Annotated in this window: 22 protein-coding genes, 1 tRNA gene and 1 riboswitch; of the genes, 12 read left to right on the forward strand and 11 right to left on the reverse strand. The window is 53.3% G+C overall.

The window, feature by feature from the left end; genetic code table 11:
• The first annotated feature begins 65 nt into the window (after positions 1–65).
• The 3 genes from LKE23_RS08440 to LKE23_RS08450 all read left to right on the forward strand — a co-directional run bounded on the left by LKE23_RS08440 (position 66) and on the right by LKE23_RS08450 (position 2,716).
• On the forward strand, positions 66–1,394 hold the full coding sequence (locus LKE23_RS08440; RefSeq protein WP_291976901.1) for a hypothetical protein: 1,329 nt from the start codon (positions 66–68) through the stop codon (positions 1,392–1,394).
• Positions 1,387–1,941, forward strand: a complete 555-nt coding sequence (locus LKE23_RS08445) for a TetR/AcrR family transcriptional regulator (protein ID WP_291976902.1) — start codon at positions 1,387–1,389, stop codon at positions 1,939–1,941. The genes LKE23_RS08440 and LKE23_RS08445 overlap by 8 nt, the downstream gene beginning before the upstream one ends.
• 115 nt (positions 1,942–2,056) lie before the next feature.
• On the forward strand, positions 2,057–2,716 hold the full coding sequence (locus LKE23_RS08450) for an HXXEE domain-containing protein (protein WP_291976903.1): 660 nt from the start codon (positions 2,057–2,059) through the stop codon (positions 2,714–2,716).
• A 93-nt stretch (positions 2,717–2,809) separates the two neighbouring features.
• Here LKE23_RS08450 and LKE23_RS08455 read toward each other — a convergent pair whose 3' ends face one another.
• The 3 genes from LKE23_RS08455 to LKE23_RS08465 all read right to left on the reverse strand — a co-directional run bounded on the left by LKE23_RS08455 (position 2,810) and on the right by LKE23_RS08465 (position 4,649).
• On the reverse strand, positions 2,810–3,565 hold the full coding sequence (locus LKE23_RS08455; protein ID WP_291976904.1) for an SDR family NAD(P)-dependent oxidoreductase: 756 nt from the start codon (positions 3,563–3,565) through the stop codon (positions 2,810–2,812).
• Positions 3,566–3,768: 203 nt separating this feature from the next.
• On the reverse strand, positions 3,769–4,218 hold the full coding sequence (locus LKE23_RS08460) for a DUF3021 domain-containing protein (RefSeq protein ID WP_291976905.1): 450 nt from the start codon (positions 4,216–4,218) through the stop codon (positions 3,769–3,771).
• Entirely contained in the window at positions 4,215–4,649 is a 435-nt protein-coding gene (locus tag LKE23_RS08465) for a LytTR family DNA-binding domain-containing protein (RefSeq protein ID WP_291976906.1), read from the reverse strand. The genes LKE23_RS08460 and LKE23_RS08465 overlap by 4 nt, the downstream gene beginning before the upstream one ends.
• 190 nt (positions 4,650–4,839) lie before the next feature.
• Between LKE23_RS08465 and LKE23_RS08470 the strand changes: the two genes are divergently transcribed.
• Positions 4,840–5,415 (forward strand): pentapeptide repeat-containing protein, encoded by a 576-nt coding sequence (locus LKE23_RS08470; RefSeq protein WP_291976907.1) that lies wholly within the window; start codon positions 4,840–4,842, stop codon positions 5,413–5,415.
• 51 nt (positions 5,416–5,466) lie between these two features.
• Here LKE23_RS08470 and LKE23_RS08475 read toward each other — a convergent pair whose 3' ends face one another.
• On the reverse strand, positions 5,467–6,015 hold the full coding sequence (locus tag LKE23_RS08475; RefSeq protein WP_291976908.1) for a TetR/AcrR family transcriptional regulator: 549 nt from the start codon (positions 6,013–6,015) through the stop codon (positions 5,467–5,469).
• 151 nt (positions 6,016–6,166) lie between these two features.
• On the opposite strand from LKE23_RS08475, the gene LKE23_RS08480 reads away from it, so the two are divergent.
• The gene (locus tag LKE23_RS08480) at positions 6,167–9,118 is read left to right on the forward strand and encodes an MMPL family transporter (RefSeq protein ID WP_291976909.1); all 2,952 of its coding nucleotides are present in this window, start codon (positions 6,167–6,169) and stop codon (positions 9,116–9,118) included.
• Between the two features lie 158 nt (positions 9,119–9,276).
• On the opposite strand, the gene LKE23_RS08485 is transcribed toward LKE23_RS08480, so the two are convergent.
• The gene (locus LKE23_RS08485) at positions 9,277–10,017 is read right to left on the reverse strand and encodes a glucose 1-dehydrogenase (protein ID WP_267202699.1); all 741 of its coding nucleotides are present in this window, start codon (positions 10,015–10,017) and stop codon (positions 9,277–9,279) included.
• Between the two features lie 104 nt (positions 10,018–10,121).
• On the reverse strand, positions 10,122–10,655 hold the full coding sequence (locus LKE23_RS08490; RefSeq protein WP_291976910.1) for a TetR/AcrR family transcriptional regulator: 534 nt from the start codon (positions 10,653–10,655) through the stop codon (positions 10,122–10,124).
• 167 nt (positions 10,656–10,822) lie between these two features.
• On the opposite strand from LKE23_RS08490, the gene LKE23_RS08495 reads away from it, so the two are divergent.
• Positions 10,823–11,758 (forward strand): L-lactate dehydrogenase, encoded by a 936-nt coding sequence (locus LKE23_RS08495; RefSeq protein ID WP_291976911.1) that lies wholly within the window; start codon positions 10,823–10,825, stop codon positions 11,756–11,758.
• Positions 11,759–11,825: 67 nt separating this feature from the next.
• Here the strand turns inward: LKE23_RS08495 and LKE23_RS08500 are convergent, their stop codons facing one another.
• Both LKE23_RS08500 and nth read right to left on the reverse strand, forming a co-directional pair.
• Complete coding sequence (locus tag LKE23_RS08500; protein WP_291976912.1) at positions 11,826–13,166, reverse strand: MATE family efflux transporter; 1,341 nt, start codon at positions 13,164–13,166, stop codon at positions 11,826–11,828.
• A gap of 126 nt (positions 13,167–13,292) precedes the next feature.
• Positions 13,293–13,934, reverse strand: a complete 642-nt coding sequence (gene nth / locus LKE23_RS08505) for an endonuclease III (RefSeq protein ID WP_291976913.1) — start codon at positions 13,932–13,934, stop codon at positions 13,293–13,295.
• A gap of 292 nt (positions 13,935–14,226) precedes the next feature.
• Here nth and LKE23_RS08510 point away from each other — a divergent pair, with 292 nt between their 5' ends.
• The 3 genes from LKE23_RS08510 to LKE23_RS08520 all read left to right on the forward strand — a co-directional run bounded on the left by LKE23_RS08510 (position 14,227) and on the right by LKE23_RS08520 (position 17,180).
• Positions 14,227–15,678, forward strand: a complete 1,452-nt coding sequence (locus LKE23_RS08510) for an APC family permease (protein WP_291976914.1) — start codon at positions 14,227–14,229, stop codon at positions 15,676–15,678.
• The gene (locus LKE23_RS08515; protein WP_291976915.1) at positions 15,662–17,008 is read left to right on the forward strand and encodes an aspartate aminotransferase family protein; all 1,347 of its coding nucleotides are present in this window, start codon (positions 15,662–15,664) and stop codon (positions 17,006–17,008) included. Before LKE23_RS08510 ends, LKE23_RS08515 begins: the two co-directional genes overlap by 17 nt.
• Positions 17,009–17,107: 99 nt before the next feature.
• Positions 17,108–17,180 (forward strand) — tRNA-Thr (locus LKE23_RS08520).
• A 5-nt stretch (positions 17,181–17,185) separates the two neighbouring features.
• On the opposite strand, the gene tenA is transcribed toward LKE23_RS08520, so the two are convergent.
• Positions 17,186–17,842 carry a thiaminase II gene (tenA, locus tag LKE23_RS08525; protein ID WP_291976916.1) on the reverse strand — a complete coding sequence of 219 codons (657 nt, stop codon included), beginning with the start codon at positions 17,840–17,842 and terminating at the stop codon, positions 17,186–17,188.
• Between the two features lie 47 nt (positions 17,843–17,889).
• Positions 17,890–17,981: riboswitch (TPP riboswitch) on the reverse strand.
• Between the two features lie 25 nt (positions 17,982–18,006).
• Entirely contained in the window at positions 18,007–19,347 is a 1,341-nt protein-coding gene (locus tag LKE23_RS08530; RefSeq protein WP_291976917.1) for a ClC family H(+)/Cl(-) exchange transporter, read from the reverse strand.
• A gap of 123 nt (positions 19,348–19,470) precedes the next feature.
• Between LKE23_RS08530 and LKE23_RS08535 the strand changes: the two genes are divergently transcribed.
• On the forward strand, positions 19,471–20,628 hold the full coding sequence (locus LKE23_RS08535) for a cation:proton antiporter (RefSeq protein WP_291976918.1): 1,158 nt from the start codon (positions 19,471–19,473) through the stop codon (positions 20,626–20,628).
• A gap of 44 nt (positions 20,629–20,672) precedes the next feature.
• On the opposite strand, the gene LKE23_RS08540 is transcribed toward LKE23_RS08535, so the two are convergent.
• Positions 20,673–21,575, reverse strand: a complete 903-nt coding sequence (locus LKE23_RS08540) for an Rpn family recombination-promoting nuclease/putative transposase (RefSeq protein ID WP_291976919.1) — start codon at positions 21,573–21,575, stop codon at positions 20,673–20,675.
• A gap of 284 nt (positions 21,576–21,859) precedes the next feature.
• On the opposite strand from LKE23_RS08540, the gene argF reads away from it, so the two are divergent.
• Positions 21,860–22,909: an ornithine carbamoyltransferase gene (argF, locus tag LKE23_RS08545; protein ID WP_291976920.1), complete on the forward strand. Its 1,050-nt coding sequence runs from the start codon at positions 21,860–21,862 to the stop codon at positions 22,907–22,909.
• Positions 22,910–22,949: 40 nt separating this feature from the next.
• Positions 22,950–24,308: an APC family permease gene (locus LKE23_RS08550; RefSeq protein ID WP_291976921.1), complete on the forward strand. Its 1,359-nt coding sequence runs from the start codon at positions 22,950–22,952 to the stop codon at positions 24,306–24,308.
• Positions 24,309–24,318 lie beyond the last annotated feature (10 nt).

Below are 24,318 nucleotides of genomic sequence, written 5' to 3' on the forward strand. Positions count from 1 at the left end.
ATTGAAATTTTGCAATCGTCCTTCTATTATTTACAGTGTGTAAATAATGATGAGGGGACAAAAAGATGAGTACTTATTTCAAACAGCACAACCAATTGCTGCTCAACGTTGGCGGCTTTGCGATTAATTTAATGCCATTCTTGCTGTACCTAATGCTGGTTTCTCGGCACGGGGACGTGGTGTCTGACGCCTTACCATTCGCGCTCTTCTATGCTTTTCGTCGGACGGCCCTCTTTGCCGTCCGGGGCGCGCACGACTCTGACAACCTGCTGGGGTGGATTGGCCTTATTGCAGCGCTTAGTGGCTTTGCGATTGGAATGTTTGGTGAACTCAGTCCCATTTGGTGGGACCTTTCCGCGGCGGGTGCCGGGATCGGGGCGGCCTTTTTCCCGTCAGTCCAAAAACAGTTTCGCCTGACCCATCGCCAGTCACCAGCGGACCAGCAAAAGGGTAATGCCTGGGTCATGTTGCTTTCCTTGATCGGGCTGATTGCACTGCTGGCCCTGACGGAACGCCGCTGGCCGGCCCTGTCCTTTGCGGCTTTGCTCCTCTTTGCCCTGGTCGGGTTGATTGGCTTTTACTACGACCCGTTGCGCCATCCGGGGAAGACACGTTTAACCATCAGTGTCCCCAACCTGGTGTTGGCGGTCCTACTGTTTTGTTCCGTTTTCCTAGTGCGGATCGGGCGCAGCCTTGGTACCGGCCAGCCAGCAATGTGGGGGATCGGCCTGCTGGCGCTGATCGTCGTCGCAATTATCGCGGCTGCACTTTCTAACCGGCCCCACCCGACGGCGACGCCCTGGCCGCTAAAGCTGCGGCTGATGCTGTTTGGCCTCTGCGCCGATTTTTGCGCGATCTTCAGTGCGGTCTACATCGGCGTCACTTACGGGATCAAGACCTATGCCTGGATGGCGGTCGCCTACCTGCTGGCCTTTATCATCGGTGGGCGGCTGGTGCGAGTGCTCTGTGCTCGTCTACCCTTTTCCACGCTGACGACCGAGCTGTTGGGGATCGTCGCGGGGCTTTTACTGACCTTCAATTTCTATACCTACTTTGTCGGCATCTTCCTGATCCGGGCCTTTGCTTCCGTCCAAAATCAGGAGGCAATTCGAGAGTACGACCAGCAGAGCGCGGCCAACAATTCGTACATGGTTTCCTACCGGCTGATGTCCATCGCCGGGTTGACCACCCAGCTGATTCTCTGGCTAAGCCTGCTGGTGGCGACTCATTTAACCGGCTTTTCCGCAATCCTTGCCGACTTTACCTTTCATCAGCCAACCACCCGTTTTGCCCGGCCACTGCTGATTACCCAGGTGGTCCTGGCGGTTTGGATGCTGCTCTTTATTTTCTGGATTTACCGTGCCAACCAACCGAAGGAGGAAAACGATGACTAAACTCAACCGCCAGCTGATCATTCAGACCGGCAAAGAACTAATCAGGACTGACCAGCAGCCGACCTTTTCCACGATTGGCCGCTGCCTTGGAGTCCACTCCCAGGCGCTTTACCCATACTTTCAAAACCAGGCTGCCCTTAAGGCCGCGATTGTTAATGATCTCCTGGGACAGCTGATCTCCTTCTGCAAAAAGCAAGCAGAGGATACGGGGCTTCGTGTCCAGCTGTTGGCGGTACGCAGCCAGGCACTGGCTCATCCCCGCCTGACCCGGTTTGTCCTCAACCAGCTGCAAAACGCACCGGTGATGGTTGCCCAGGACAGGCTGAAAGAGCTGCGGGAATTGCTGCACGACCTGCTTGCGACAACCTACCGACATTCCCAGGTTCGCTTGCTGGCCAGTCGGACCCTGCGCAGTCTGTTGATCGGTGATATTTACAACAACATTAACGGCTGGTTTACGGACCGGCAGTTAACTGCCGATACGAGCTTTACAGCCGAGCTAGCCGGGACCTTGCAGTGGCTGGAACAATTGGACGGTGAAGAGTAGGGGGTAAATGTCACAGTTGCCCCGGCGGTGTGCACGCTGTCCCTAAAAAGATTGCCCTCCTAAATGCCTCATCTTATTATAAATAGCACAAATGAGACATTTAGGAGGGCGAAAAATGAAAGTGATCATTAAAAACTGGTACCGAATTGGTGGCGTGCTTTTGCTGTTAATGGCGGGGTGGCTAGTATTTGCACAGCCCCAGATGAGCCGGGTGCAGTGGTTGCTGATCTTTAATTTCATGGCTCTGCTGGCACACCAGGTAGAGGAATATCAGCTGCCTGGCGGGGCACCAACGATTATCAACCGGGTGGTCTACAACGAAACGACCCTGGCCGATCGCTACCCGGGCAACGAATTATCGATCTGCCTGGTCAACACCAGCGCCTGGGTGCTCTATATTTTGTCGGTTTGCTTTAGCCGGGTCTACTGGTTCGGGCTGGGTATAATCTTCTTTAGCCTCTTTCAAATCCTCGGCCACGGCTTGGAGATGAATATTAAGCTGCGGACCTGGTATAACCCGGGGCTGGCAACAACCGTTTTCCTCTTCCTGCCGATTGGGATTGCCTATATTGAAACCGTCACAGGCCAGCACCTGATCAGCGGTTGGGACTGGCTCTTCGCAGTGCTGACGCTGCTGGGCTGCATCGTTGTAACCATTATTCTGCCTGTGCAGTCACTCAAAGATAAAAATACCAAATACGTCATCAGCCCCTGGCAGGTTCAGCGCTGCCAGCAGATTATTCGCTTCGCTAGGGTTGGCGGTGCTAAGCAATGATGGGTGTCCAGAATGATTTGAGAAAAGACACTGCTTGGCTGCTGATAAGAAAAAACTGCGATTGGGCAATCTCAATCGCAGTTTTTGTAAACGTTATAGTGGAATGAAGAAACCACCATTAATGTCAATGGTAATCCCAGTAATAAAGCCGGCACCTTCAGAGGCGAGGAAGGCGAAGGCCGGTGCGTCGTCTGCTGGCACCGCGACCCGACCAAGAGGAGTTGCGTCGATGTATTCTTTTGGTGCTGGGTTCTCAAGCATCGGTGTCTTGGTCCAGCCTGGCGCAATCAGGTTCGCGGTAATGCCATAACGACCGTACTGGGAAGCTACCGTCCGGGTCAGCGCGGAGACGCCACCCTTCGATGCTGGGTAGGAAGCACCGGCGAAGTAGGTAGTGTGCCGTGCGGTTTGTGACATGACACTGATGATCCGTCCCCACTTGTTCTTCATCATGTAAGGCAGTGCCGCCCGGGTAACAAGAAAAGTACCGGTCAGGTTAACGTCGATGACTTTTTTCCATTCGTCCAATGGTGTCTGGTCCGTTAGATAAGCCATCCCGTTGGGGCCATTGTTTGGTGCAATGGCCGCGATGTTGCCGAGGATATCCAACCGGCCAATTTTCTTGACGACTTCAAAGCCCTTCTTGACGGATTCTTCATCGGAAATGTCTACGCCAACCCCGATGAATTCGGCCCCTTCGGCTTCAACCAGTTGCTTGACGTGGTCCTGGTTAACACCGGGATATTCGAAACCGATGATCGTTTTGCATGTTTTAGCCATTTCCTGACAAATTGCCGTGGCAATGCCACCGCTGCTTCCTGTGATTAAACAAACCCGTTCCTTAGCCATAATGACAGATCCCTTCTTAAGTTAAATTGATCACATAAGCGCTTACAAGTGCATCATATGCTAGGAACGAATTGATGACAAGAAAATTTATGAGACAATTATTCTCATTTTGTTTCGCTTTTTGGCTGGATTGCTGGTTAAGCAAAAAAATGAAAACCTGCGAAGACTAAACCCTAAGGCCAATTTAGCTTTTGCATCAGGTGCTATTTCTTTTTGATTTTTTGGTTAATTGCATGGATTTCTTTGCGCGCCCGATAAGAACTGTATAGCCAGATTGTGACGTAAATTGCGACAAAAATCAGGGTGAAGACGGCAAAGTTTACGCCGTTAAGTGGAAACCAACCAGCGAGAATCGCTAAGACACTCAGACCAAGGTAATAGGTTACAAAATTGATGACCGTTCGCTTACGCAGCGACCACTGCTCAATCGAAAAGATGAAACTGCCAAAGCCAAAGAGTTCGCCGATAGTTGCCCAGAGAAGGGCCGAAATGGAGACGGCGTTGAGAGCGTGCTCAAAATGATCGACAAAGTTGGGGGCAGAAGGGTAATATGAGGAAGTCCCGTACGCGTAGTTAAAAGCCAGTGAAATTATCAGGCCAAATAAGACCCCGGTTGCGGCGAAATTGAAAATATATTTGAGATACTTGCTCATATTCCGAGCCTCCTTTTGAGTGTTTGAATATTCCGACGTGAAATTTGGACTCGTCGCTGATTGGTTAAGACGACGTCAATTAGCCCATTATCAAGCAGCTCTAGATGATCGATGTGGCGGTAGTTGAAAATTGCGCTTCGGGAAGCGGTGATAAAATCGTTTGGCAACTCCTCTTTCAGCCGGGAGAGCCGGTCATGATAGAACAATTGCTGGTCGGCGGTGTAGACGGTGATTCCCCGGTTCGCTGCTTCCAAGCAGAAAACGTCCTGGTAGTTTACCGGGATGATTTGGGCATCAGAGTGGCACCAGAGGACTTGGCTGTCGGCGCCAATCTGCTGGATTAGTCGGTTGACTTCCGGTGTCATTTTATGCAGCCAGAGATCGATATGCTCGGCTTCGAGATTTGGGTCAATGTGGAAGTTAATCTTCATAATTTGCCTCCCTTCTGTACTCGCTGTTTTGAGTATAGCAAAGCTTTTAAGCATTAATCGGGTTGGTAGCTAACTGGTTGTCCTGGAGATCTAAACGGTCGAATAATTAACTTTTGGTTCTAGAACGCTTGTTCCCACCGGATGACATCTGATATGATAAAGAGCGACTAATCAATTAGGAGCGAAAAAAATGAAAACCTATGAAGATCAAACTTTCACCGATCTCACAGAAAGCGAGCTGGAGCTTACGGACACCGACTTTATCGACTGCCAGTTCAGTAACTGTCAAATCGAGGGTGCCCAGTTGCAGAACGTGCGCTTCATGGAATGCAGCTTCGACCACTGTACAATCGTCAATCCGGTTCTGACTTTCTCGGTGGCGCGCAACCTGCGGATCACTGACTGCAGCCTGATTGGGATCAGCTGGGCCGACCTGGTGATCAATAAGTATTCGCTGGTGATCGATCGGCTCACCAACAGTCTCCTGAAGTACAACAATTTCATCGGTCTGGACCTCCCACACTTCAGCTTTGCCGGCAACGAGATCCTCAACTCCAATTTTGAGGAATGCGACCTGAACGGGGCGTCCTTTGCCGGCTGCGAACTGGTGGACACTCAGTTTTTGAACAATAACCTCAAGCGCGCCGACTTCAGCAATGCCCACGGTTACTTCATCGATCTCCATACCAATCAGCTGCAGAAGGCCAGCTTTACCTATCCAGACGCGATGAGCCTGCTGGACTCGCTGGACATTAAACTTAATTAGACAACGACAGCCCCATTTTGGATTCTGGTCCAGAATGGGGCTGCTATTAGTTTAGCGGTGAAGCCACGAAGCATTGGCAATCTTGCCCAGGGCCGTGCTCAACTCTTGGGGAGTAGCCTTGATTTTGCCCCGCACCCAGTCGGTAAAGATCCCAAAGATTCCCGAAACGCTGTAAAGGTACTGAATGTTTTCGGTCAGGTCGTCCTTGCTGCTGCACTTGGTTGCCTCGCGCTTAAAGGCCTCCTGGAGATGACTGACAGCCGGTACACCGTTTTCGTCATTGGCAAAGAAAGTGAACAGCTCCTTGTTCGCCGTGACGTAGTTAGCCAGGCCCTCAAACAAGGGGATAAAATTACCGTTCTGCACTCCTTTAGCACTTTCTCGCCGGTAGATTGTCAGCAGGTCGGCAGTAATTTTTTCGATTAATGCGTCGTACAGGTCGTAGATATCCTGGTAATGGGTGTAGAAGGTTCCGCGGCCAATATCCGCCAGGTCGGTAATTTCGGCAATCGTGATTTTGGATAGCTTCTTTTGGGTTAGCAAGGTGGTAAAGGCCCGCTTGATCTCACGTTCAGTGCGGCGAATTCGTCGATCAGTCATCTTTTCGCTCCTTTTCATGACAATTGCGATCGCAGTGTTTAAAAACGGACATTCCGGTGGCAATTGAACATTGCTCTATTTTCCTTTCCCAATGTAATATACAAATGTTCAATAATCAACATTTTTTCAATAAACGGGAAAGGAGTCACAGATGAACTGGTTAAGAAAGAAGCATGGTGCTGCACTGATTGTATGGTTGGTACTGACGATTGTGGCCGTCGTTTGCCTGCCAAACACTTCACGTCTGGTACGGGAAAAGGGACAGATCAACCTTCCGGCCAGTAGCGAGAGCACGCGGGCCAATCGCCTTGCCCAAAAAATTGGTGACAAGAAGGGGACTGATTCGGTTGCCATCGTTTATCATAAGTCATCAAAAATCACCAAGGCCGATCAAAGACAGATCAACAAAAAGGTCAGCAAGCTGGAAAAGCACAAGGCCCGCTACCACGTGACAACTGTTACCAGTGCCAAGGATGGAGAGGCGGTTGCCAAACAGGTGATTTCCAAAAACGGGCGAACCGAGCTGGTTAACGTCGCCCTCAAAAAGGGAGCCGGCTTTGACCAGCGAGCCCAGCAGGTCAAAAACCAGCTCGCGGTCAGCGGCATCAAGACCTACGTGACTAGTGACCAGCTGCTCGACGACGAGTTTTCTAACGTTGCCGAAGAGGGAATCAAGAAAACGGAAGTGGTCGCGGTCGTCTTTATCCTGATTGTTTTGATCCTGGTCTTTCGCTCCGTGATTGTTCCACTGGTATCGCTACTGAGCGTGGGAATCGCCATGTTTATCTCGCTTAGCCTGGTCATGAACATGGCCAAATACTTTAACTTTCCCATCTCCGACTTTACCCAGGTCTTTTTAGTGATCATTCTCTTTGGAATTGGGACGGACTACAACATCCTGCTGTACGACAAGTTCAAGGAAGCGCTGGGCGACCACGATCGCTACCAGGCAATTGACATCGTCAAAAAGACGGCCGCCCACACGGTTCTGTACAGTGGCTTGTCGGTCTTCATCGGCTTTGCGGCCCTAGCGTTAGCGAAGTTTTCTTTCTATCGCTCGGCGGTGAGCTGCTCAGTGGGGATTATTGTCCTGCTGCTCGTCTTGTTAACGTTGAATTATTTCTTCATGGCAACTTTGGGACGCAGGCTTTTCTGGCCCTCTAAGAAATTCAATGGCGAACAAAAAAGTATGGTGTGGTCCTTCCTGGCTCGACAGGGAGTGCAGCGGCCACTCCTTTATTTAGGTGTGTTCGTGGCAATTGCCGGAATCGCCATTGCCAAGGCACCGCAACTGCTGAACTATAATTCTGCCGATGAGATTCCCAACAGCAATCCGATCAAGCGGGGGTACTTGATTGCCCAGCGGGACTTCTCCAAGGGGAAGATTTCGCCGGTGACGATCAACATTCAGTCTGCACATGCGCTGGATAACCAAACCGATCTGGCGGCAATCGACAGCCTGACCAACGCCTTAAAGAAGGAGACTGGGGTCAAGCAGGTCATGTCGGTGACCCAACCGACGGGGCGGCCAATCAAGCAGCTTTATGTTGGCAACCAGCTGGCAACCCTGCTTAAGGGGATGCAGCAAGCACAGACCGGCCTGGGAACCATCAAGGCGGGGCTGCAGTCGGCCGACAGTCAGCTGTCATCGGCCAACCTGCAGCAGGGCCTAGCGCAGGTCCAGCGTCTGGCGGATGGCAGCCAGCAATTGGCCAGTGCCAGCAATCAGCTGACAAGCGGTCTCAGCCAATACGTTCAGGGCACCAGTCAGTACGTGAACGGTGCGAGTCAGCTGACTGGCGGTCTTGGCCAGCTCAATGCGAAAGTGACGCCATTTGCCAATGGAATCAGTAACGTGACCGCGGCCAGTCAGGAGTTAAATCAGCAGGTTACGGCCGCTAATCGCCAGATTCAGCAGTTGGCTGCTATTTCTGGGAGCAATCCTTCCGCTCAACAAATTGCCCAGTTGAACCAAGGCACCAGCCAGCTAGCGGGTGCTTTGACGACGATTAACCGGCAGCTGCCGAACCTGACCAACGGGATTAGTCAGCTCGCTAATGGGGGGCAGAGCTTAGCTAACGGTGGTTCGCAATTAATCAGCGGTGGCAGCCAATTAATGGCCGGCAGCCAAAGTTTGAACAGTGGAATTAGCCAGGTTAACGCGGGCGTACAGCAACTGAACCAGCAGTTGCAGGAGCTGTCCGGGCAGGTCAGCCAGCTGCAAAGCGGTTTAGACCAGGCCGTTACCGGGATTGCCAAGGTTCAGGCGGGGATCTCGACGGCCAGCTCATACCTGACCGATCTACGAAAGTCGCCGACCGGGAAGCAGTTCAACATCCCGAAGAGCCAACTCCAGGCCAGTGCCCTGCACGATTCTTACCAAACCTACATGTCCAACGATCGAAAAGTTACGCAAATTTCGGTGGTTCTCAAGGAGGATCCGAGTGGCCACACTTCCGCCAAGGACGTTGCCCGGTTGACCCGTGATATTAAGGCCCAAACGAAAGCGACGGCACTCGATGGGGCCACGGTTGCCGTTGGTGGTCAGAGTTCTCAGATTGTGGATCTCGAACAACTGGCCCAGAACGATTTTAAGCGGACGGCACTGATTATGATTGCTGGAATCAGTATCGCTCTACTCTTCGTCACCCGGTCGGTAATGGAAACCGGCGTAATCGTCGGGACCTTGATTGGTACCTACTATGCCGCAATTGACTTAACGGCCCAGATTACCGGCCACTTTTTCAGCAACAGCCAATTAACCTGGAATGCGCCATTCTTTGCCTTTATCATGCTGTTTGCGCTCGGGGTCGATTACAGCATCTTCTTAATGATGCGATATCGCAATCGGGAACTGGTTGAGCCGCAAAAGCAGGTTGACCACATTCTCTCATCCGCAACGACGATTGGGGCGGTGGTCATTTCGGCGATTATTATTTTGAGTGGGACCTTTGCCGCCTTGCTGCCATCCGGCGTTCTCACTCTGATTCAGGTGGCCGTCATTGTCATCATTGGGCTGATGATTCTAATGGTTGCCCTGCCGGTAGTTATTTCGGCATACATCAAATTGGCGTACAGCAACTCTGCCGATCAACAATCTTAAAAAATTTGACAGCCTGATCTCAGGAAAATTTCCCGGATCAGGCTGTTTGCTTTTGCTTACCGGCACGGCCAGAAATGAAAACTCCCCCGCGCGTAGATTGATTTCGTATCTACGCGCAGGGGAGCATGTCAGTAAGAAGGCGATCCCAAATTTAACTTTTATTGTGCAGTGTAGCCACCATCAACAAGGAACTCTGAGCCGGTGCTGAATGAGGACTTGTCCGAAGCAAGGAAGACGGCGAGGTTGGCAATTTCCTCTGGACGAGCTAAGCGGCCCATTGGGTGCTGGGCCTCAATGGCGGAACTCCGCATGTCTGGATAAATGTCGATCATTGGCGTATGTGCGTACCCGGGGTGAATCGAGTTGATCCGGATCGGGTAGTGGTTGTTGCAGCAGTGCAGGGCCGCCGCCTTGGTAATTACCCGAACGGCCCCCTTAGAGGCAGCGTAGGAGAAGACCTTTGGTACCCCGATGATGCCGGCAATGGAGCTCATGTTGACAATTGAGCCCCCGGTCTTCTTCATGTTGATGATTCCGTACTTTTCACCGAGAACGACACCGTCGAGGTTGACCGAAAGGGTCTTGTGAAGGTCGTCCAGCGTCACGGTTTCAGCATTGTCAAAGACCAAGATCCCGGCGTTGTTAACCATTGCATTCACCGGACCAAAAGTCTCCTTGGCCTTGTCAAACACTTTCTGCCATTCTTCTTCCTTTGAAACGTCCTGCTTGACAAAAATGGCATTGTCGCCAAGGGCCGTGGCCTGCTTTTGACCTTCTTCTTCGTTGAGGTCCGTCATTACAACCTTGGCACCCTCCTTAACGAAGGCCTTGGCGTCTGCTAACCCGAATCCACTGGCGGCACCAGTAATAATAGCAACCTTTCCATCTAATTGACCCATAATGATCTTCCTTTCTGTTTGTTGAATTAATCACATAAGCGCTTACAAGTGCATGATATGGCAGAAAGGTGGTGGAAACAAGCTAACTTATGATACACGCATCGCTATTTTGTCTCGCTTTCTGGGGTGAAATTTGCGAACTGCAGGAAGGCCAAAGCCATTTCGTGCGGCGACTCCTTGGCGCCGCTCTCCAGCCAGTGGATCATCATGTTGTCGAGCGCCCCGGCATAGTAGTAGAGCCGGTAGCGCAGAATGGAGTTGACGGGCATTGTGCCGTAGGAAAGGGCCATGCTTTCGGTGATGATTTCTAAAACCGTGGTTGAGGTGCCGGCGTGATGAAAGGAGAGAATCAAGTTTCGATTTTGGTAGTAAAAGGAGAAGGTGTATTCCAACATTGCCGGTTCCACGAAGCTCCCGTTATTTTGCGGGACATTCTTCCAATATTCTTCCCGGAGCTGGTTGACACCGTAGTCGATGAGGTCGGCAATTCCCTTGAAGTTCCGGTAGAAGCTGGCCCGGGCGACCCCGGACTCCGTAACGAGGTCGGTGACGGTCACCTGGTCGAGACTTTTGTTGGTAGTAATGGTCCGCAATGCCTGCAGGAGGCGTTCCTTAACCTGTTTTTTGCGCTTATCCATGATCAAAATGCTCCTTTATTGATGTTTTCCTTTACGTTTCCAAATAAAGGATACAAGTTGTCTCACAAAATACAAGCAAAAAGTGGCGCGATTTCCTGATTTGGGTTTGAAAATCCGGCCCAGTATGTTATATTAAAATCCAATTAAAATACAAGGAGGATTTTATCATGACACGAAAAGTTGCCGTAATTGGAATGGGGCACGTTGGTTCAACAGTGGCCCACTATATTGTTGCCAACGGTTTTGCGGACGACCTGGTCCTGATCGATACTAACGAGGCCAAGGCCCAGGCGGACGCCCTGGACTTCCGGGACGCGATGGCCAACCTGCCCTTTCACACTAACATCGTGGTCAACGACTATGCGGAATTAAAGGATGCCGACGTGATCGTGTCCGCCCTGGGGAACATCAAGCTGCAGGACAACCCCAACGCGGATCGTTTCGCCGAACTGCCATTCACCCGGAAGGCCGTTGCTGGCGTGGCCCAGCAGATCAAGGACAGCGGCTTTAACGGCAAACTGGTCGTCATCACCAACCCGGTTGACGTGATTACCTCCCTGTATCAAGAAATTACCGGCTTACCAAAGGGCCACGTGATTGGGACCGGGACCCTGCTCGATTCCGCCCGGATGAAGCGCGCCGTGGCCGAGCGTCTCCACGTGGATCCACGCTCCGTGGCGGGTTACAACCTCGGCGAACACGGGAACTCTCAGTTCACCGCCTGGTCGACGGTCAAGGTTCTCGACCAGCCGATCACCAAGCTAGCAGCCGACAAGGGGCTGAACTTAGACGAGCTGGATAAGGAGGCCAAGATGGGTGGCTGGACCGTCTTCAAGGGCAAGAAGTACACCAGTTACGGAGTCGCCACCGCCGCGGTTCGCCTGGTCAACGTCATCCTGTCCAACTCCCTGACCGAGCTGCCGGTCTCTAACTACCGCGCGGAATACGGAGTTTACCTGTCATACCCAGCCGTGGTCGGGCGTGACGGGATCGTGGCCCAGGCCCAGCTGGACCTGACCGAAGAAGAGCTGCAGAAACTGCAGACCTCCGCCGATTTCATCAAGCAAAAATACACGGAAAGTTTGGCCGCCACTAAGGATTAGGCCAAAGTGAGATAAGCAAAGGCCCCGGAGATTCGCTTCTCCGGGGCCTTTGCTATTTTAAATATCTTTAGTCGGAATCTTTTAGCCGGTGCTTCCAGTCTAGGCTGGCCCGGTACAGGCCGTAGCCAATCAGGCAGGTGACAATGTCGCTGGCCGCCTGGGCCCAGACGATTCCGTGGTAGCCAAAGCTGTGCTTGAGCAGCTCCAGGGCGATCCAGTAGATGATTCCCTGGCGTGAGATCGACATGATGAAGGCGCCTAGGGCGTTGCCGATCGATTGGAAAACGGTGGTGTAGACCAGGATGAGGCCCACCAGCGGGGTCGTGACCAGGGTCGCTAACAGCATGTAGCTGCCGGCGTTGACGATCGCCGGCTGGTTCATGAAGAGGGCGGTCAGCGGCCGGGCAAAGATCAGCAGGACGCTGCCGACCACCAGTGCGTAGCAGACCTGGACTAAAAAGTCGAAGCGCAGGATCTCTCGCAGCCGCTTCCACTGCCGCGCCCCGTAGTTGTAGCCGACGAGCGGTTGGGAGCCAAAGGCAAAGCCGACGATCACCATGGTGACAATCCCGTAGATCTTCTGGGTGATCCCCATCGCGGCTACCATGTCGGTCCCGTAGATTGCCAGCGACGAGTTGAGCAGGGCCATGCCAAAGGTCTGGGCAAAGTTGGTGATGGAGCCGGGGATCCCGATGGCGATGACGTCCCGGGGTGTCCGGCCGTCGATGCGGGCCCGGTGAATGTCCATGTTAATAACGCGGGCCCGTTTGGCAACAAAGTAGACGAGCAGGAGATCGGTGAGAACATAGCCGATGACATTGGCCAGGCCGACTCCCGCCGCACCCCATTTGAAAACGAAGAGGAAGATCGGATCCAGGATGATCGCCAAAATGGTGCCGGCCATCGACGCAATCATCGCCTGGCTGGCCAGCCCCTCGGTTCGGATCAGGTTCTGGGGGATGATTGAAAAGACAATGAAGACGGCTCCCAGGCTGAGGACACGGTAAAAGGCAGCGGCCGCGTCGTAGGTTGCCGGCTTGGCCCCCAGCAGATTAAGAATCGGGTGCTCAAATGTCAGCAGGATCACCGTCAGTAAAAGTCCTGCAATGATTCCGCCATACATGCAGAAGCTGCTGACCCGCTTGGCCAGGTCCGGTTTCTTTTCACCGAGCAGGCGGGAAACGACGGAACTGCCACCGAGGCCGAAGATGTCCGAAACCGCCAGCATGAACATGAAGAGCGGGGCCCCGAGCGTCACTCCGGCCACCAGCCGCGGGTCGCCGGTCTTGGCCACGAACATCGTGTCGGCAAGGTTGTAGATCATCGTTGTAATCATGCCCAGGACCACCGGCAGGGCGAGCTTGAAGTAGACCCGTTTCACCGGTGCCGTGGAAAATAGTTCATCCATCGAAAAAACTCCTCTAAAAAAGCGGTCAGAGCATGGTGGAGGAATCATTCCTCGCGACTGCTGACCGCTATCGTAATTAATCTTATTGTGAATATTCTAAGGGATCCGGAATCAAAATGCAATTGCCTACATTACATTGTCTTGGCCGTACTTGCACATTGCCAGCAGGGGGCAGTGGTCGCACTTGGGATTGCGGGCCGTGCACTGGTAACGGCCCCAGAAAATCATGCTGTGGTGGGCGTCCAGCCATTTGTCTTCTGGGATGGCGGCCATCAGGCGTTTCTCAATCTGCAACAGGGTGGCCTTAGGGGCGACCATTGCCAGACGGCGGGAGACCCGGCTGACGTGGGTGTCGACCGGGAAGGCGGGGATGTTGAAGCATTCGGCCAGGACCACGTCGGCGACCTTGCGCCCGACGCCGGGCAGGGTCATCAGTTCCTTGCGTGTCTTCGGAACCTGGCCGTTAAAATCGGTGAGGATCGCTCGGGAGCAGTTGACGAGGTACTTGGCCTTGTTGCGGTAGAGACCGAGCTGCTTGATGTAGGGCTCCACCGCCTCGGGTTCAACCGCGGCCAGGTCTTTGGGCTCCGGGAAGCGCTGGAAGAGTGCCGGGGTGGTGAGGTTGACGGACTTGTCGGTGGCCTGGGCGCTGAGGATGGTGGCGAGCAGAAAATGGAAGGTGGTGTCGGCCTTTAAGGTGGTGCCGGCATCCGGAAAGGCCCGGCGCATGGTTTGGATGGCCTGGCGGATTTCTTGATCGGTAAGCATGAGTGAGCACTTCTTTCTGTAATCGGTCTGTTAGCTTGATTTTCGCGACTTGCGGGATGGAAGTCAAGCTGCACAAATTGTAAAATTAAAGAATTTTAATTTTAATCTCAGATCCACCGACAAATGACAAATGCCGCAAGCTAAGAAATGAAAACGCTTATTGTTGATGTTTGAACAAACTAGGGCCGCCAAATTAATTAAATTAACGTTTGACCTTGGCAGGACTGCTTGGTAGAATAAATTAAAGTTTTTCTTATGATTCTAATAAATATCTAATAAAGGAGGAAGAGTTATGAGTTTTTGGAAAACGATCACGCGTAAAGAAGATCCGCGTGTTTATGCAAACAAAGACGGCCACTTGGTCCGATCACTGCGGGTGCGTGACTTTCTAGCACTGGGTGTCGGAACCATTGTGTCGACCTCAATTTTCACTCTTCCCGGTGAAGTTGCGGCAATGCATACCGGACCAGCGGTTTCAATTTCGTTCCTGGTCGCGGCCATTGTTGCCGGTCTGGTGGCCTTTGCCTACGCCGAGATGGCGGCGGCAATGCCCTTTGCTGGTTCGGCTTATTCCTGGATTAACGTTGTCTTTGGTGAATTCTTCGGTTGGGTGGCCGGCTGGGCCCTCTTGGCCGAGTACTTTATCGCCCTGGCCTTCGTTGGCTCCGGGCTCTCGGCCAACTTTCGGGCATTGATCGCCCCGCTCGGCTGGAAGCTGCCGGCTTCACTTTCCAACGCCTTTGGGACCGACGGCGGGGTAGTTGACCTGATCTCCGTGGTCGTCATTGCCGCGGTCGCCCTCCTGATTTCCTTCGGGGTGTCCCGGGCGGCCCGGGTGGAAAACATCCTGGTGGTCTTGAAGGTCTTCGCCGTCCTGCTCTTCATCGTGGTCGGCCTTTTCGCCCTGCACGCCGCTAACTACGTGCCGTTTATTCCAAAATACCGTCAAACAGCTAACGGGGCCTTTGGTGGCTGGCAGGGGATCTACGCCGGTGTCTCAATGATTTTCTTATCATACATCGGTTTTGACTCCATCGCTGCCAACTCAGCCGAAGCGATCAACCCGCAAAAGACGATGCCACGGGGAATCCTGGGTTCTCTGGCCATCGCCGTGGTTCTCTTCGTCGCCGTTAGCCTCGTCCTCGTCGGCATGCTGCCATACCAAAAGTACGCCAACAGCGCCGAACCAGTCGGCCTGGCACTGCGGGCAGCCGGTCACGGTGGCGTGGCAACCGTCGTTCAGAGCATCGCCGTCGTGGGGATGTTTACCGCTTTGATCGGGATGAGCATGGCCGGTTCCCGGCTGATCTACTCCTTCGGTCGTGACGGGATGCTGCCGAAGTGGCTCGGTGGCCTGGACAAGAACCAGCGGCCAAACCGCGCACTGTGGACCCTGACGCTTGGGGGGATCCTCATCGGGGCCTTCTTCCCATTCTCCTTCCTGTCCCAGCTGATTTCTGCCGGGACCCTGATCGCCTTCATGTTTGTTTCCCTCGGTATTTACGCCCTGCGGAAGCGTGAAGGTAAGGACATTCCGGACCCGGCCTTTAAGGTGCCGTTCTACCCGGTTCTGCCTGCCTTAGGCTTCTTGGCTTCCTTATTCGTCTTCCTCGGATTGGATTACGAGGCCAAGCTCTACGCCGGGATCTGGTTCTTAGTCGGTCTGGTAATTTACTTTGCATACGGTATGAAGCACTCCTACTTAAGTAAAAAGGAAGCGAATGAGGATGGACAAACCAAGTAATCGCGAAATCTTAAGAAAAGAGCAGGCGGCCTTTTCCAGTGCCGCACGGATTAAATACTACGACATCGTGATCGACCACGGGCACGGGGCGATCATCACCGATGTTGAGGGCAACGACTACATTGATCTCTTGGCCAGCGCCAGTTCGACCAACACCGGTCACGCCCACCCACGGATTGTCAAGGCGATTGCCGACCAGGCGGCCAAGATTATCCAGTACACGCCGGCCTACTTTGCCAACTCTCAGGCAGCCCGGCTGGCACCACGTTTAGCAGAATTGGCACCAATGTCTGGCCCGGTTGAAATCGCCTGGGGAAACTCGGGCTCCGACGCCAACGACGCCATCATCAAATTTGCCCGGGCCTACACTGGGCGGCCGTACATGGTCTCCTTCACTGGGGCCTACCACGGCTCCACCTATGGTTCCATGACCCTTTCGTCCGTCACCTTAAACATGAGTCGCAAGATGTCACCGCTCTTGCCGGACGTGGTCAAGGTGCCGTTCCCGTCGCCGTGGGACCGGTTACCGGACGAAACCGAGGACCAGTTCGTCGACCGGATGTTTAAGGCCTTCAAGCAGCCGTTTGAAACCTATCTGCCGGCCGAGGAAACGGCGGCGATCATCATCGAGCCGATCCAGGGCGACGGCGGGATCGTCAAGACGCCACCGGCATACATGCAGAAAATCTATGATTTCGCCAAGGAGCACGGCATCCTCTTCGCCATCGACGAGGTTAACCAGGGAATGGGGCGGACCGGAAAATGGTGGTCCATCCAGAACTTCTCGGGGATCGAACCAGACTTGATGTCCGTCGGCAAGTCCCTGGCTTCCGGGATGCCGCTCAGCGCAATTATCGGCCGCAAGGAAATCATGGAGTCCCTCGGATCCGCCGCCAACGTCTACACGACGGCCGGGAACCCGGTCACGACAGCGGCCGCCAACGCCACTTTGGACGTTATCCAAGACGAGCACCTGCTGGAACGTTCAACCCGGTTGGGCAAGAAGGCCGCGGACTTCTTCAACCAGGAGAAGGCCAAGTTTGACTTCATCGGGGGCGTGCGGATGTACGGCCTTGACGGCGGAATTGACATCGTTGATCCAGCTACCGGCAAGGGTGACGTAGAGGCCACCACCAAGCTGATGTACCGAATCTTTGAGCTCGGTGCCATTATCATTAGCCTGCGGGGCAACATCCTGCGCTTCCAGCCACCATTGGTCATCACCGAAGAGCAGTTGGACCAGGCCTTTGCCATGATCGACCAGGCCTTCAGCGAGCTGGCAGCGGGGAAGCTGTCGCTGCCGCAGAACGCCGACGAGTTAGGTTGGTAAGAGAGAAATTAAGCAAATAGCACCCGATAAACCTGCAGATTTATCGGGTGCTATTTTTGCAATTTGCCTTGGATGGCGCCTTTCGGTTATACTTTAAACGCCGTCTTAGCTCAGATAGGTAGAGCACATCCATGGTAAGGGTGACACGGCAGTTCAACTCTGCCAGACGGCTTTTAACTATTTCCACTGTTGATTGGCGTAGGCCATTTGCCAAAATTGCAGCTCATAGTACGAACTGCGGACAAATGCCTGCGCCATCGCTGTTTTCTCTGCCGGGTCAGCCTGGGCGGCCAGCTGGTCCATCAGCTCAATCATCGGGACCGTACTCTTGTCATGGGCCGCCTCCTCATAGGTTTGGAAAAAGTCATCGTAGACTTCAACCGGGCTGGTGGCGTGCTGCCAATGGGTCGCCAGCTCGACGTACAGCCAGGGGCAGGGGAGAAACGAGGCCAGGCCCACGGCGGGCGAGGTTGCCAGGCTATGGCGCATGTGGTTGAGGTAGTTATAGTTTGCCGGGGCCAGCGGGGTCTGCGCCCACTCGTCCTGACTGATGCCGAGCTTTTGGAAGGTGTGGTTGCGGGCCTCGAGCTCGTCGACGGTCAGATTCTGCACGTAGTCCTTGACGACCTGGCGTTGGGGGCCAGGCAAGAGCTGGGCGAGCTTCAGGTGCAGCTGATCGAAGACCTTGAGATAGTGGTAGTCCTGGATTACGTAGAACTTAAACTTGTCTTCTGGCAGCTCACCGGTGACCATTTCCCTGATGAAGGGATGGTCGAAGCTTTTTTGCCACAGCTCCTTAGTGTCGTGGTGGACCTGTTCTGAAAATTTAACCATATAAAAGGGCTCCTTTCGTTTTCGTGATAAAACAAAGGGAGCCTTTAGATCTATTTCAGACACGTTTCCTCGCGCAGGAATTATCCTGTTCAGGTTCAAGGGTATAATCTCAGCCAAAAAGGCACCCCTAGTGAATTATCAGTTAATTTCATTATAGTCCTAAACTAAGCCCCTTCAAAGACCATTTCCTCACGCAGGGCCGCATGGATTGGCCGTCCGCCCAGCACGTTGCAGGTCAGGTAGGCGATGAAGGTGAGCAGGACCATCGGCAGGATTTGTTCGACCGAGCCCACCATCTCCGTTAAAAGCGTCAGGGCGGTGAAGGGGGTCCCCTCAACCGCGCCGAAGTAGGCGGCCATCGTGATGACGATCAGGTTCAAAAAGCAGGTGGCCGGAATCAGGTGATGGTTGATCATGACGATGCCGATGATTCCACCGATCAAGGCACCGAGAACCAGCAGGGGCATGAAGATCCCGCCCGGTACGGTGGACCCGTAGCTAATCATTGAGAAAACAAAGCGCAGTGCGAGGAAGACAAGAAAGATAATGAGCAGGCTGCTCAGGGGAACGCTGGCGGGCAGCTTGGTGAGGTAGAGGATGAAGCCGTGACTGCCGCCGAGTACCCGGGCATTCCACAGGCCGATCGGGATGACCAGCAGGAGCGGGATCGCCTTGTGGTATTTCTGGGGCAGGGGCAGCTTGCTAAACCACCAGTGCAGGTTGAGCAGGGTGTACTGGTAGCCAAACGCCAGCACCCCGATGACGACTCCGACCAGGATCAGCCAGCTGTAAGCAGACGCTGGCAAGTCGGCTTGCAGCGGCAGGTAGAGGCAAGGGTGGACGCCGAAGAAAGCCACCGTCACTAGGTCGGCGCTGATGGCCGCGGCGAGGGCGGCCATGCACTTACGCGGCTGAAACTTAAAGGTGATTTCCTCCACCAGGAAGATCACGCCGGCCAGGGGTGCAGAGAAGGCCGCCGATAAGCCGGCCGCGATGCCGCTCTCCATCAAAAAGCGCTTCTGTTGAGCACTCAGCCGGAAGCGCTCACCGAGAATTTGGCCGACACAGGCGCCCATCTGAATGCAGGGACCCTCGCGACCGAGGAAGAGCCCGGGACAGATTGCCAGGAGGCCACCAACGAAGCGTCGCCACAGAACGTCCTGGGCATTCATCCGGTGCTGTCCGTGGAGGATCTCCTGAATCTGGGGAACCCCGGAACCGACCAGATCAATTGGCTCCGCCTGCATGACGTTGTTGAGCAGCCAAACGATCCCCAGCGTAAGGATGACGTATGGGATCAGGTAGAGGGGATGCTGGGCCATCTGAGGATAGATGACCATCAGGGCCTTCATTGCGTGGTCGATGATCCACCGAAAGACACTGACGATCAGGCCAGTGATTGCCCCGACCACGATGCCACTGACAACCTCACTGAAGAATGAGGTGACGGGTGCGGTTCTCAAAACGTCGCGGGATCGTTTGATGCTGTGCTGGTTAGTAGCCAAAACCAGGCCTCCTTAAAACAAAGTTACGCCTTGATCATAGCATTTTAGCCCGGGCCCTAGCTATGGTAAAATTAGGACAATCTTAGTTTTTTGTGTACGCGAACCAAATATTGGAGGAATTTCATGGAGTTTATTGCGGAGCTCGCCGGACTGTTGCTGGCAACCCAAATCGTGGCCAACTTTTGCCGCCGGGTCGAAATCCCCGAGGTGATCGGTCAGATCCTGGTGGGAATTATCGTGGGCCCGGCGCTGCTGAATTGGGTCCACTTAGACAGCATGATGAACGAGTTTCAGGAGATTGGGGTCGTCATCCTAATGTTCATCGCCGGACTCGAGAGTGACCTGTCGCTTTTGAAAAAATACCTGCGGCCGGCCGTGATCGTTGCCGTGATCGGGGTCATCGTGCCGGTGCTGGTGATGGGTGGCACCAGCTACCTCTTTGGCTTCACCAAGCTGGAGGCCCTCTTCATTGGGGTGATCTTCTCGGCCACCTCGGTCAGCATCTCCGTGGCGGTCCTGCGGGAGTTCAAACGCCTGGATAGTCGCGAGGGGGCGACCATCCTCGGGGCCGCCGTGGCCGATGACATCATCGGCGTCATCATGCTGAGCATCATGATCAGCATGATCAACGGCAGCAAGGGTGGCCACACCAGCATGCCGTTGGGGATGGCCCTCCTTTTGCAGGTGCTCTTCTTCGGGGGCACCTACCTGGTTGTCCGCTGGCTGGCACCGTACCTGATGCACCTGAGTGAGCACCTGCTGACGGTGGCGGCACCGTCCGTGATGGCAATGATTATCTGTCTAGGAATGGCCGCCCTGGCAGATTACGTGGGACTGAGCGGGGCCGTGGGTTCCTTCTTTGCCGGGATCGCGGTCGCTAACACCCACCGTAAAGAGACGGTTGACCGGAGCTTCATCCCGATCGGCTACGCGCTTTTCATTCCGCTCTTCTTCGTCAGTGTCGGCTTAAACATGCGCTTTGATCACATCCAGCGTTCACTGGTCTTCGTGATCGTGATGACGCTGCTGGCCTGCCTGACGAAGCTGCTGGGCTGCGGGGCCGGAGCCAAGCTTTCCAGCTTCAGCATGCCAAGTTCCTACGTCGTCGGCAGCGGGATGGTGGCCCGGGGGGAGATGGCCCTGATCACCGCCCAGATTGGTTACGAGGCCCATCTGATGTCGGAGATGTATTACTCCGACGTGATCACGGTCATCATCTTGGCAACGGTGATCGCGCCGTTTATGCTTAAGCACGCCCTGAAGGTGGCCCATGAAGAATAAGAAAAAGGCAGCGAGTCGATTGTGGTCGCTGCCTTTTTACGTTCTTATGAATGTTTGGCGGCCTGGTAGAGGTCCTTGGCCGCATGCGGTGACATCCCCTGTAGCTGCGTTAGGAAGGTGATGACCTGTTCTTGGGTTTGGCCATTTTTGATCAGGTTTTTGACCATGATCAGCTGCTGGCTTTGCTGTCCTTGCTCAATTCCCTGTTCAATTCCTTGTTTGATTCCCTGCTCACGGCCCTCCTTAACTGCAACTGCCCGGTCGTGTTCCAGGTCCATTTCGTAGAGTGATTTAAGCATGTAGTCCGCCCTCCATTTCCGATTTTGTTTTACAAACTGAATTCGTTGCCTTAATTGTATGATAAGTGCGTCGCTTTCATCAACTGATCGGCCCGCCATTAGGTCGAAGAGGTTTTGGAGCCCCGGGCCGACCGTGTGCTGCAGACTATTAATGTCGAAATAAGTGGTTGATTCGCCGTCACGATAGGGATAGGTCGGAAAATTGACCAGTGAACGCGGTGAGTCGTATCGCTGTGCCCCAATCCCAAATGGGTCAAAGCAACAGAAGAAAACGACGTTGGCGTTGTCCGCCTGATTATAATCCTCGCCCTTGAGGTAACAGTCATTGGCGAGTGTCGATTGGTAGTAGCGGTTGCGATAGGGGAGATTGTGGCGGTCGAGCTGCTGCATCTCCAGGTCATAGCGGCTGCCGTGGTCGTCGATTGCGTAAATGTCAAAGCGGACACTCTTGGCATCGTAAGTGGCTCCCATTTCCTGTTGCGGGTTCAGCAACTGGATATTGTTGATTCGTCGGGCGGGAAAGACGCGTTTGATGATCTGCAGACTGATCTGTGGGTCCAGCAGGGCCTTGCTGAAAACAAAATCGTCGGTCAGACTTGCCGCTTCCCAGCGCTTGGCGATTAATTGCTTGTCGGTTGTTAAAGACATCAGGACACCTTCCTAACTTTGAGATGGGAGCAAAACTCCCTCACTTATAAATAGACGTAAAAAATGAGTAATTATCAGAAACAACATTTCGACGCCTTTAGATTGTGAAAAACCAGTCTGCCATTTCAGACGAGACTTGGTGAAACATGTTTCATCAAATGAAACGTGTTTACAGCTCTTAAACCTCGTGGCAACGGCGTTGAAAACGGTTCCTTATTTTGGCGGGGTACGGTATTATAAAACCGTCAAGAGAATAACAAATCAAAATTAAGGAGTTGTTTCACATGCCAAAGCGTGATTTTATTGATACTTATACATACAGTAAGGAAGAGCTGCAATTCATGGTTGACCTTGGCCTGAAGATCAAGGCAGCAATCAAGGATGGCTACTACCCGCCGCTGCTCAAGAACAAGTCGCTGGGGATGATCTTTGAACAGACCTCCACGCGGACTCGGAACTCAGCTGAGGCCGCAATGACTGAACTGGGTGGCCACGCTTTGTACCTGGCACCAGGTCAAATCCAACTCGGTGAGGGTGGCCATGAAACCTTGGATGACACCGGTCACGTTCTGGGCCGTCTGCTCGACATCATCGGCGCCCGGGTAAACCGTCACTCCGAGATTACCGACCTTGGTAAGTATTCCAAGGTGCCGGTTGTCAACTTCATGAGTGACCAAAGCCACCCAACCCAAGCCCTGGGTGACCTGACCACCATTGAGGAACACATGCCAGCGGGCAAGCAGGTTGAAGACTTGAAGATCGTCTTTGTTGGTGATGCTACCCAGGTTTGTGTATCCACCCTCTACTTCGCCGTTCAGATGGGGATGGACTTCGCCCAGTTTGGCCCAAAGGATCACCAAATTCCAGCCGACGACCTGAAGCGGGCACAGAAAATTGCCAAGGAGACGGGAGCAACCATCACCCTTTCCGAAGACGAAAGCGTTCTGGAGGATGCCGACTTCGTTTACACCGATGTTTGGTACGGCCTGTACGACAAGGAACTGCAGAAGGACGAATACATGAAGATCTTCTACCCAAAGTACCAGGTCAACGACGAGCTGCTTGCCAAGACCAACAACCCGGACGTGAAGGTAATGCACTGCCTGCCAGCTAGCCGGGGTGAGGAAATCACCGATTCCGTTCTTGATGGTGAGCACTCCATCGTTTGGGACGAAGCAGAAAACCGGAAGACGGCCATGCGGGCAATCTTTACCTACCTGCTGAATCCTAACATGAAGATCGCTACTAAGGCCTTAGCCGATAAGTACCAAGGTGAATTGGACCACATGTTGGCACACGAACCATACCGTACTAACGAAGAATTAAACAAGTAATAGTCTGCACGAGTTAAATTGAAATGGATGGGTGATACAAATGGATGCAAAACCAAAGAAACAATTCCGTTTGTTTGACGCCGTCTTGATGTCCGTAGTTGTTATTATGACGGTCGAGTCAGTCGCACCCGCAGCCGCCATTGGTCCATCACAGTTCTTCTGGTGGATCTTTCTCCTGATCTTCTTCTTTCTGCCGTATGGATTGGTTTCCTCAGAATTGGGGACCGCCTATACCGGTGAAGGGGGCATCTATGACTGGGTTAAACAAGCATTCGGCGACCGCTGGGGTGGCCGCTTAGCCTACCTCTACTGGATTAACTATCCACTCTGGATGGCGAGTCTAGCCGTACTGTTTACGCAAATTGCCGACCAAGCTTTCCAAATCCACATGGGAATCTGGGTGACGATGATTATCCAGCTTATCTTTGTCTGGGCCGTCACCTTGATCGGTAATAAGCCGGTATCCGAAAGTAAATGGCTGACCAACGTTTCTGCCATTTTCAAGATCATTATTATTCTCTCCCTGGCTGGCCTGGGAATTTACGTTGCAGTTACCAAAGGGGTCGCAAATGATTACAGCGGTACTAACTTGTTGCCAAAGGCTAATCTGAGTAGCCTGAGCAACCTGTCAGTGATCATCTTTAACTTCCTGGGCTTTGAAGTTGTTGCTACCATGGCTGACAACATGGATGATCCAAAGCACCAGATCCCGAAGGCCACCATTTATGGTGGGATCCTAATTGCAATCTTCTACCTGTTAGCAGCGTTTGCGGTCGGCGTTGCAATTCCAACGTCGAAGCTCTCTGCCTCCAGCGGCCTGCTTGACAGTTTCCTCCTTCTGATGGGCAAGATGAACTGGTTTATCGTCATGGTCGGGATCATGTTTATGTTCATCCTGGTCTCGGAGATGATCTCCTGGGCGTTAGGGATCAACTACGTGGCCGACTATGCCGCAAAGAACCATGACCTTCCCGCAGTTTTTGCCAAGGAAGACAAGAACGGGATGCCGATCGGTGCCGGAATCGTTAATGGCATCATTGCTTCCATTCTCTGCATTGCCGCCCCATTCATTCCAAACCAGGACATTTTCTGGGCCTTCTTCTCCCTGAACGTCGTGACCCTGATTCTTTCCTACGCCTTGATGTTCCCAGCATTCTGGAAACTGCGTAAGATTGACCCAGATCACGAGCGGCCGTTCAAGGTCCCTGGTGGAAAGGTGATGATCAACCTCTTCACCTGGATTCCAGAAATCCTGATTATTCTGAGTGTTCTCTTAACCATTTTGCCAACCGGTAAGGCTGACTTTAACAGTAAGATGCCGGTCCTAATCGGGACAATCGTTGCCCTGATTTTAGGTGAGATTATCGTTCGTGTTGCACAAAAGGGAAAAATTAAGTAACAGAAAGGAT

This window comes from Limosilactobacillus sp., from assembly GCF_022482365.1.
In the GTDB taxonomy this organism is placed as follows: domain Bacteria; phylum Bacillota; class Bacilli; order Lactobacillales; family Lactobacillaceae; genus Limosilactobacillus.

Excerpts from the sequence above, each read along its gene's own strand:
- LKE23_RS08540 (WP_291976919.1), bottom strand. The coding sequence starts at position 21,575 with ATGTCTTTAACAACCGACAAGCAATTAATCGCCAAGCGCTGGGAAGCG.
- LKE23_RS08440 (WP_291976901.1), top strand. The coding sequence starts at position 66 with ATGAGTACTTATTTCAAACAGCACAACCAATTGCTGCTCAACGTTGGC.
- tenA (WP_291976916.1), bottom strand. The coding sequence starts at position 17,842 with ATGGTTAAATTTTCAGAACAGGTCCACCACGACACTAAGGAGCTGTGG.
- LKE23_RS08500 (WP_291976912.1), bottom strand. The coding sequence starts at position 13,166 with ATGGATGAACTATTTTCCACGGCACCGGTGAAACGGGTCTACTTCAAG.
- LKE23_RS08460 (WP_291976905.1), bottom strand. The coding sequence starts at position 4,218 with ATGAGCAAGTATCTCAAATATATTTTCAATTTCGCCGCAACCGGGGTC.
- LKE23_RS08470 (WP_291976907.1), top strand. The coding sequence starts at position 4,840 with ATGAAAACCTATGAAGATCAAACTTTCACCGATCTCACAGAAAGCGAG.
- LKE23_RS08515 (WP_291976915.1), top strand. The coding sequence starts at position 15,662 with ATGGACAAACCAAGTAATCGCGAAATCTTAAGAAAAGAGCAGGCGGCC.
- LKE23_RS08535 (WP_291976918.1), top strand. The coding sequence starts at position 19,471 with ATGGAGTTTATTGCGGAGCTCGCCGGACTGTTGCTGGCAACCCAAATC.
- LKE23_RS08485 (WP_267202699.1), bottom strand. The coding sequence starts at position 10,017 with ATGGGTCAATTAGATGGAAAGGTTGCTATTATTACTGGTGCCGCCAGT.
- nth (WP_291976913.1), bottom strand. The coding sequence starts at position 13,934 with ATGCTTACCGATCAAGAAATCCGCCAGGCCATCCAAACCATGCGCCGG.
- LKE23_RS08490 (WP_291976910.1), bottom strand. The coding sequence starts at position 10,655 with ATGGATAAGCGCAAAAAACAGGTTAAGGAACGCCTCCTGCAGGCATTG.
- LKE23_RS08450 (WP_291976903.1), top strand. The coding sequence starts at position 2,057 with ATGAAAGTGATCATTAAAAACTGGTACCGAATTGGTGGCGTGCTTTTG.
- LKE23_RS08510 (WP_291976914.1), top strand. The coding sequence starts at position 14,227 with ATGAGTTTTTGGAAAACGATCACGCGTAAAGAAGATCCGCGTGTTTAT.
- LKE23_RS08475 (WP_291976908.1), bottom strand. The coding sequence starts at position 6,015 with ATGACTGATCGACGAATTCGCCGCACTGAACGTGAGATCAAGCGGGCC.
- LKE23_RS08455 (WP_291976904.1), bottom strand. The coding sequence starts at position 3,565 with ATGGCTAAGGAACGGGTTTGTTTAATCACAGGAAGCAGCGGTGGCATT.
- LKE23_RS08445 (WP_291976902.1), top strand. The coding sequence starts at position 1,387 with ATGACTAAACTCAACCGCCAGCTGATCATTCAGACCGGCAAAGAACTA.
- argF (WP_291976920.1), top strand. The coding sequence starts at position 21,860 with ATGCCAAAGCGTGATTTTATTGATACTTATACATACAGTAAGGAAGAG.
- LKE23_RS08495 (WP_291976911.1), top strand. The coding sequence starts at position 10,823 with ATGACACGAAAAGTTGCCGTAATTGGAATGGGGCACGTTGGTTCAACA.
- LKE23_RS08465 (WP_291976906.1), bottom strand. The coding sequence starts at position 4,649 with ATGAAGATTAACTTCCACATTGACCCAAATCTCGAAGCCGAGCATATC.
- LKE23_RS08480 (WP_291976909.1), top strand. The coding sequence starts at position 6,167 with ATGAACTGGTTAAGAAAGAAGCATGGTGCTGCACTGATTGTATGGTTG.
- LKE23_RS08550 (WP_291976921.1), top strand. The coding sequence starts at position 22,950 with ATGGATGCAAAACCAAAGAAACAATTCCGTTTGTTTGACGCCGTCTTG.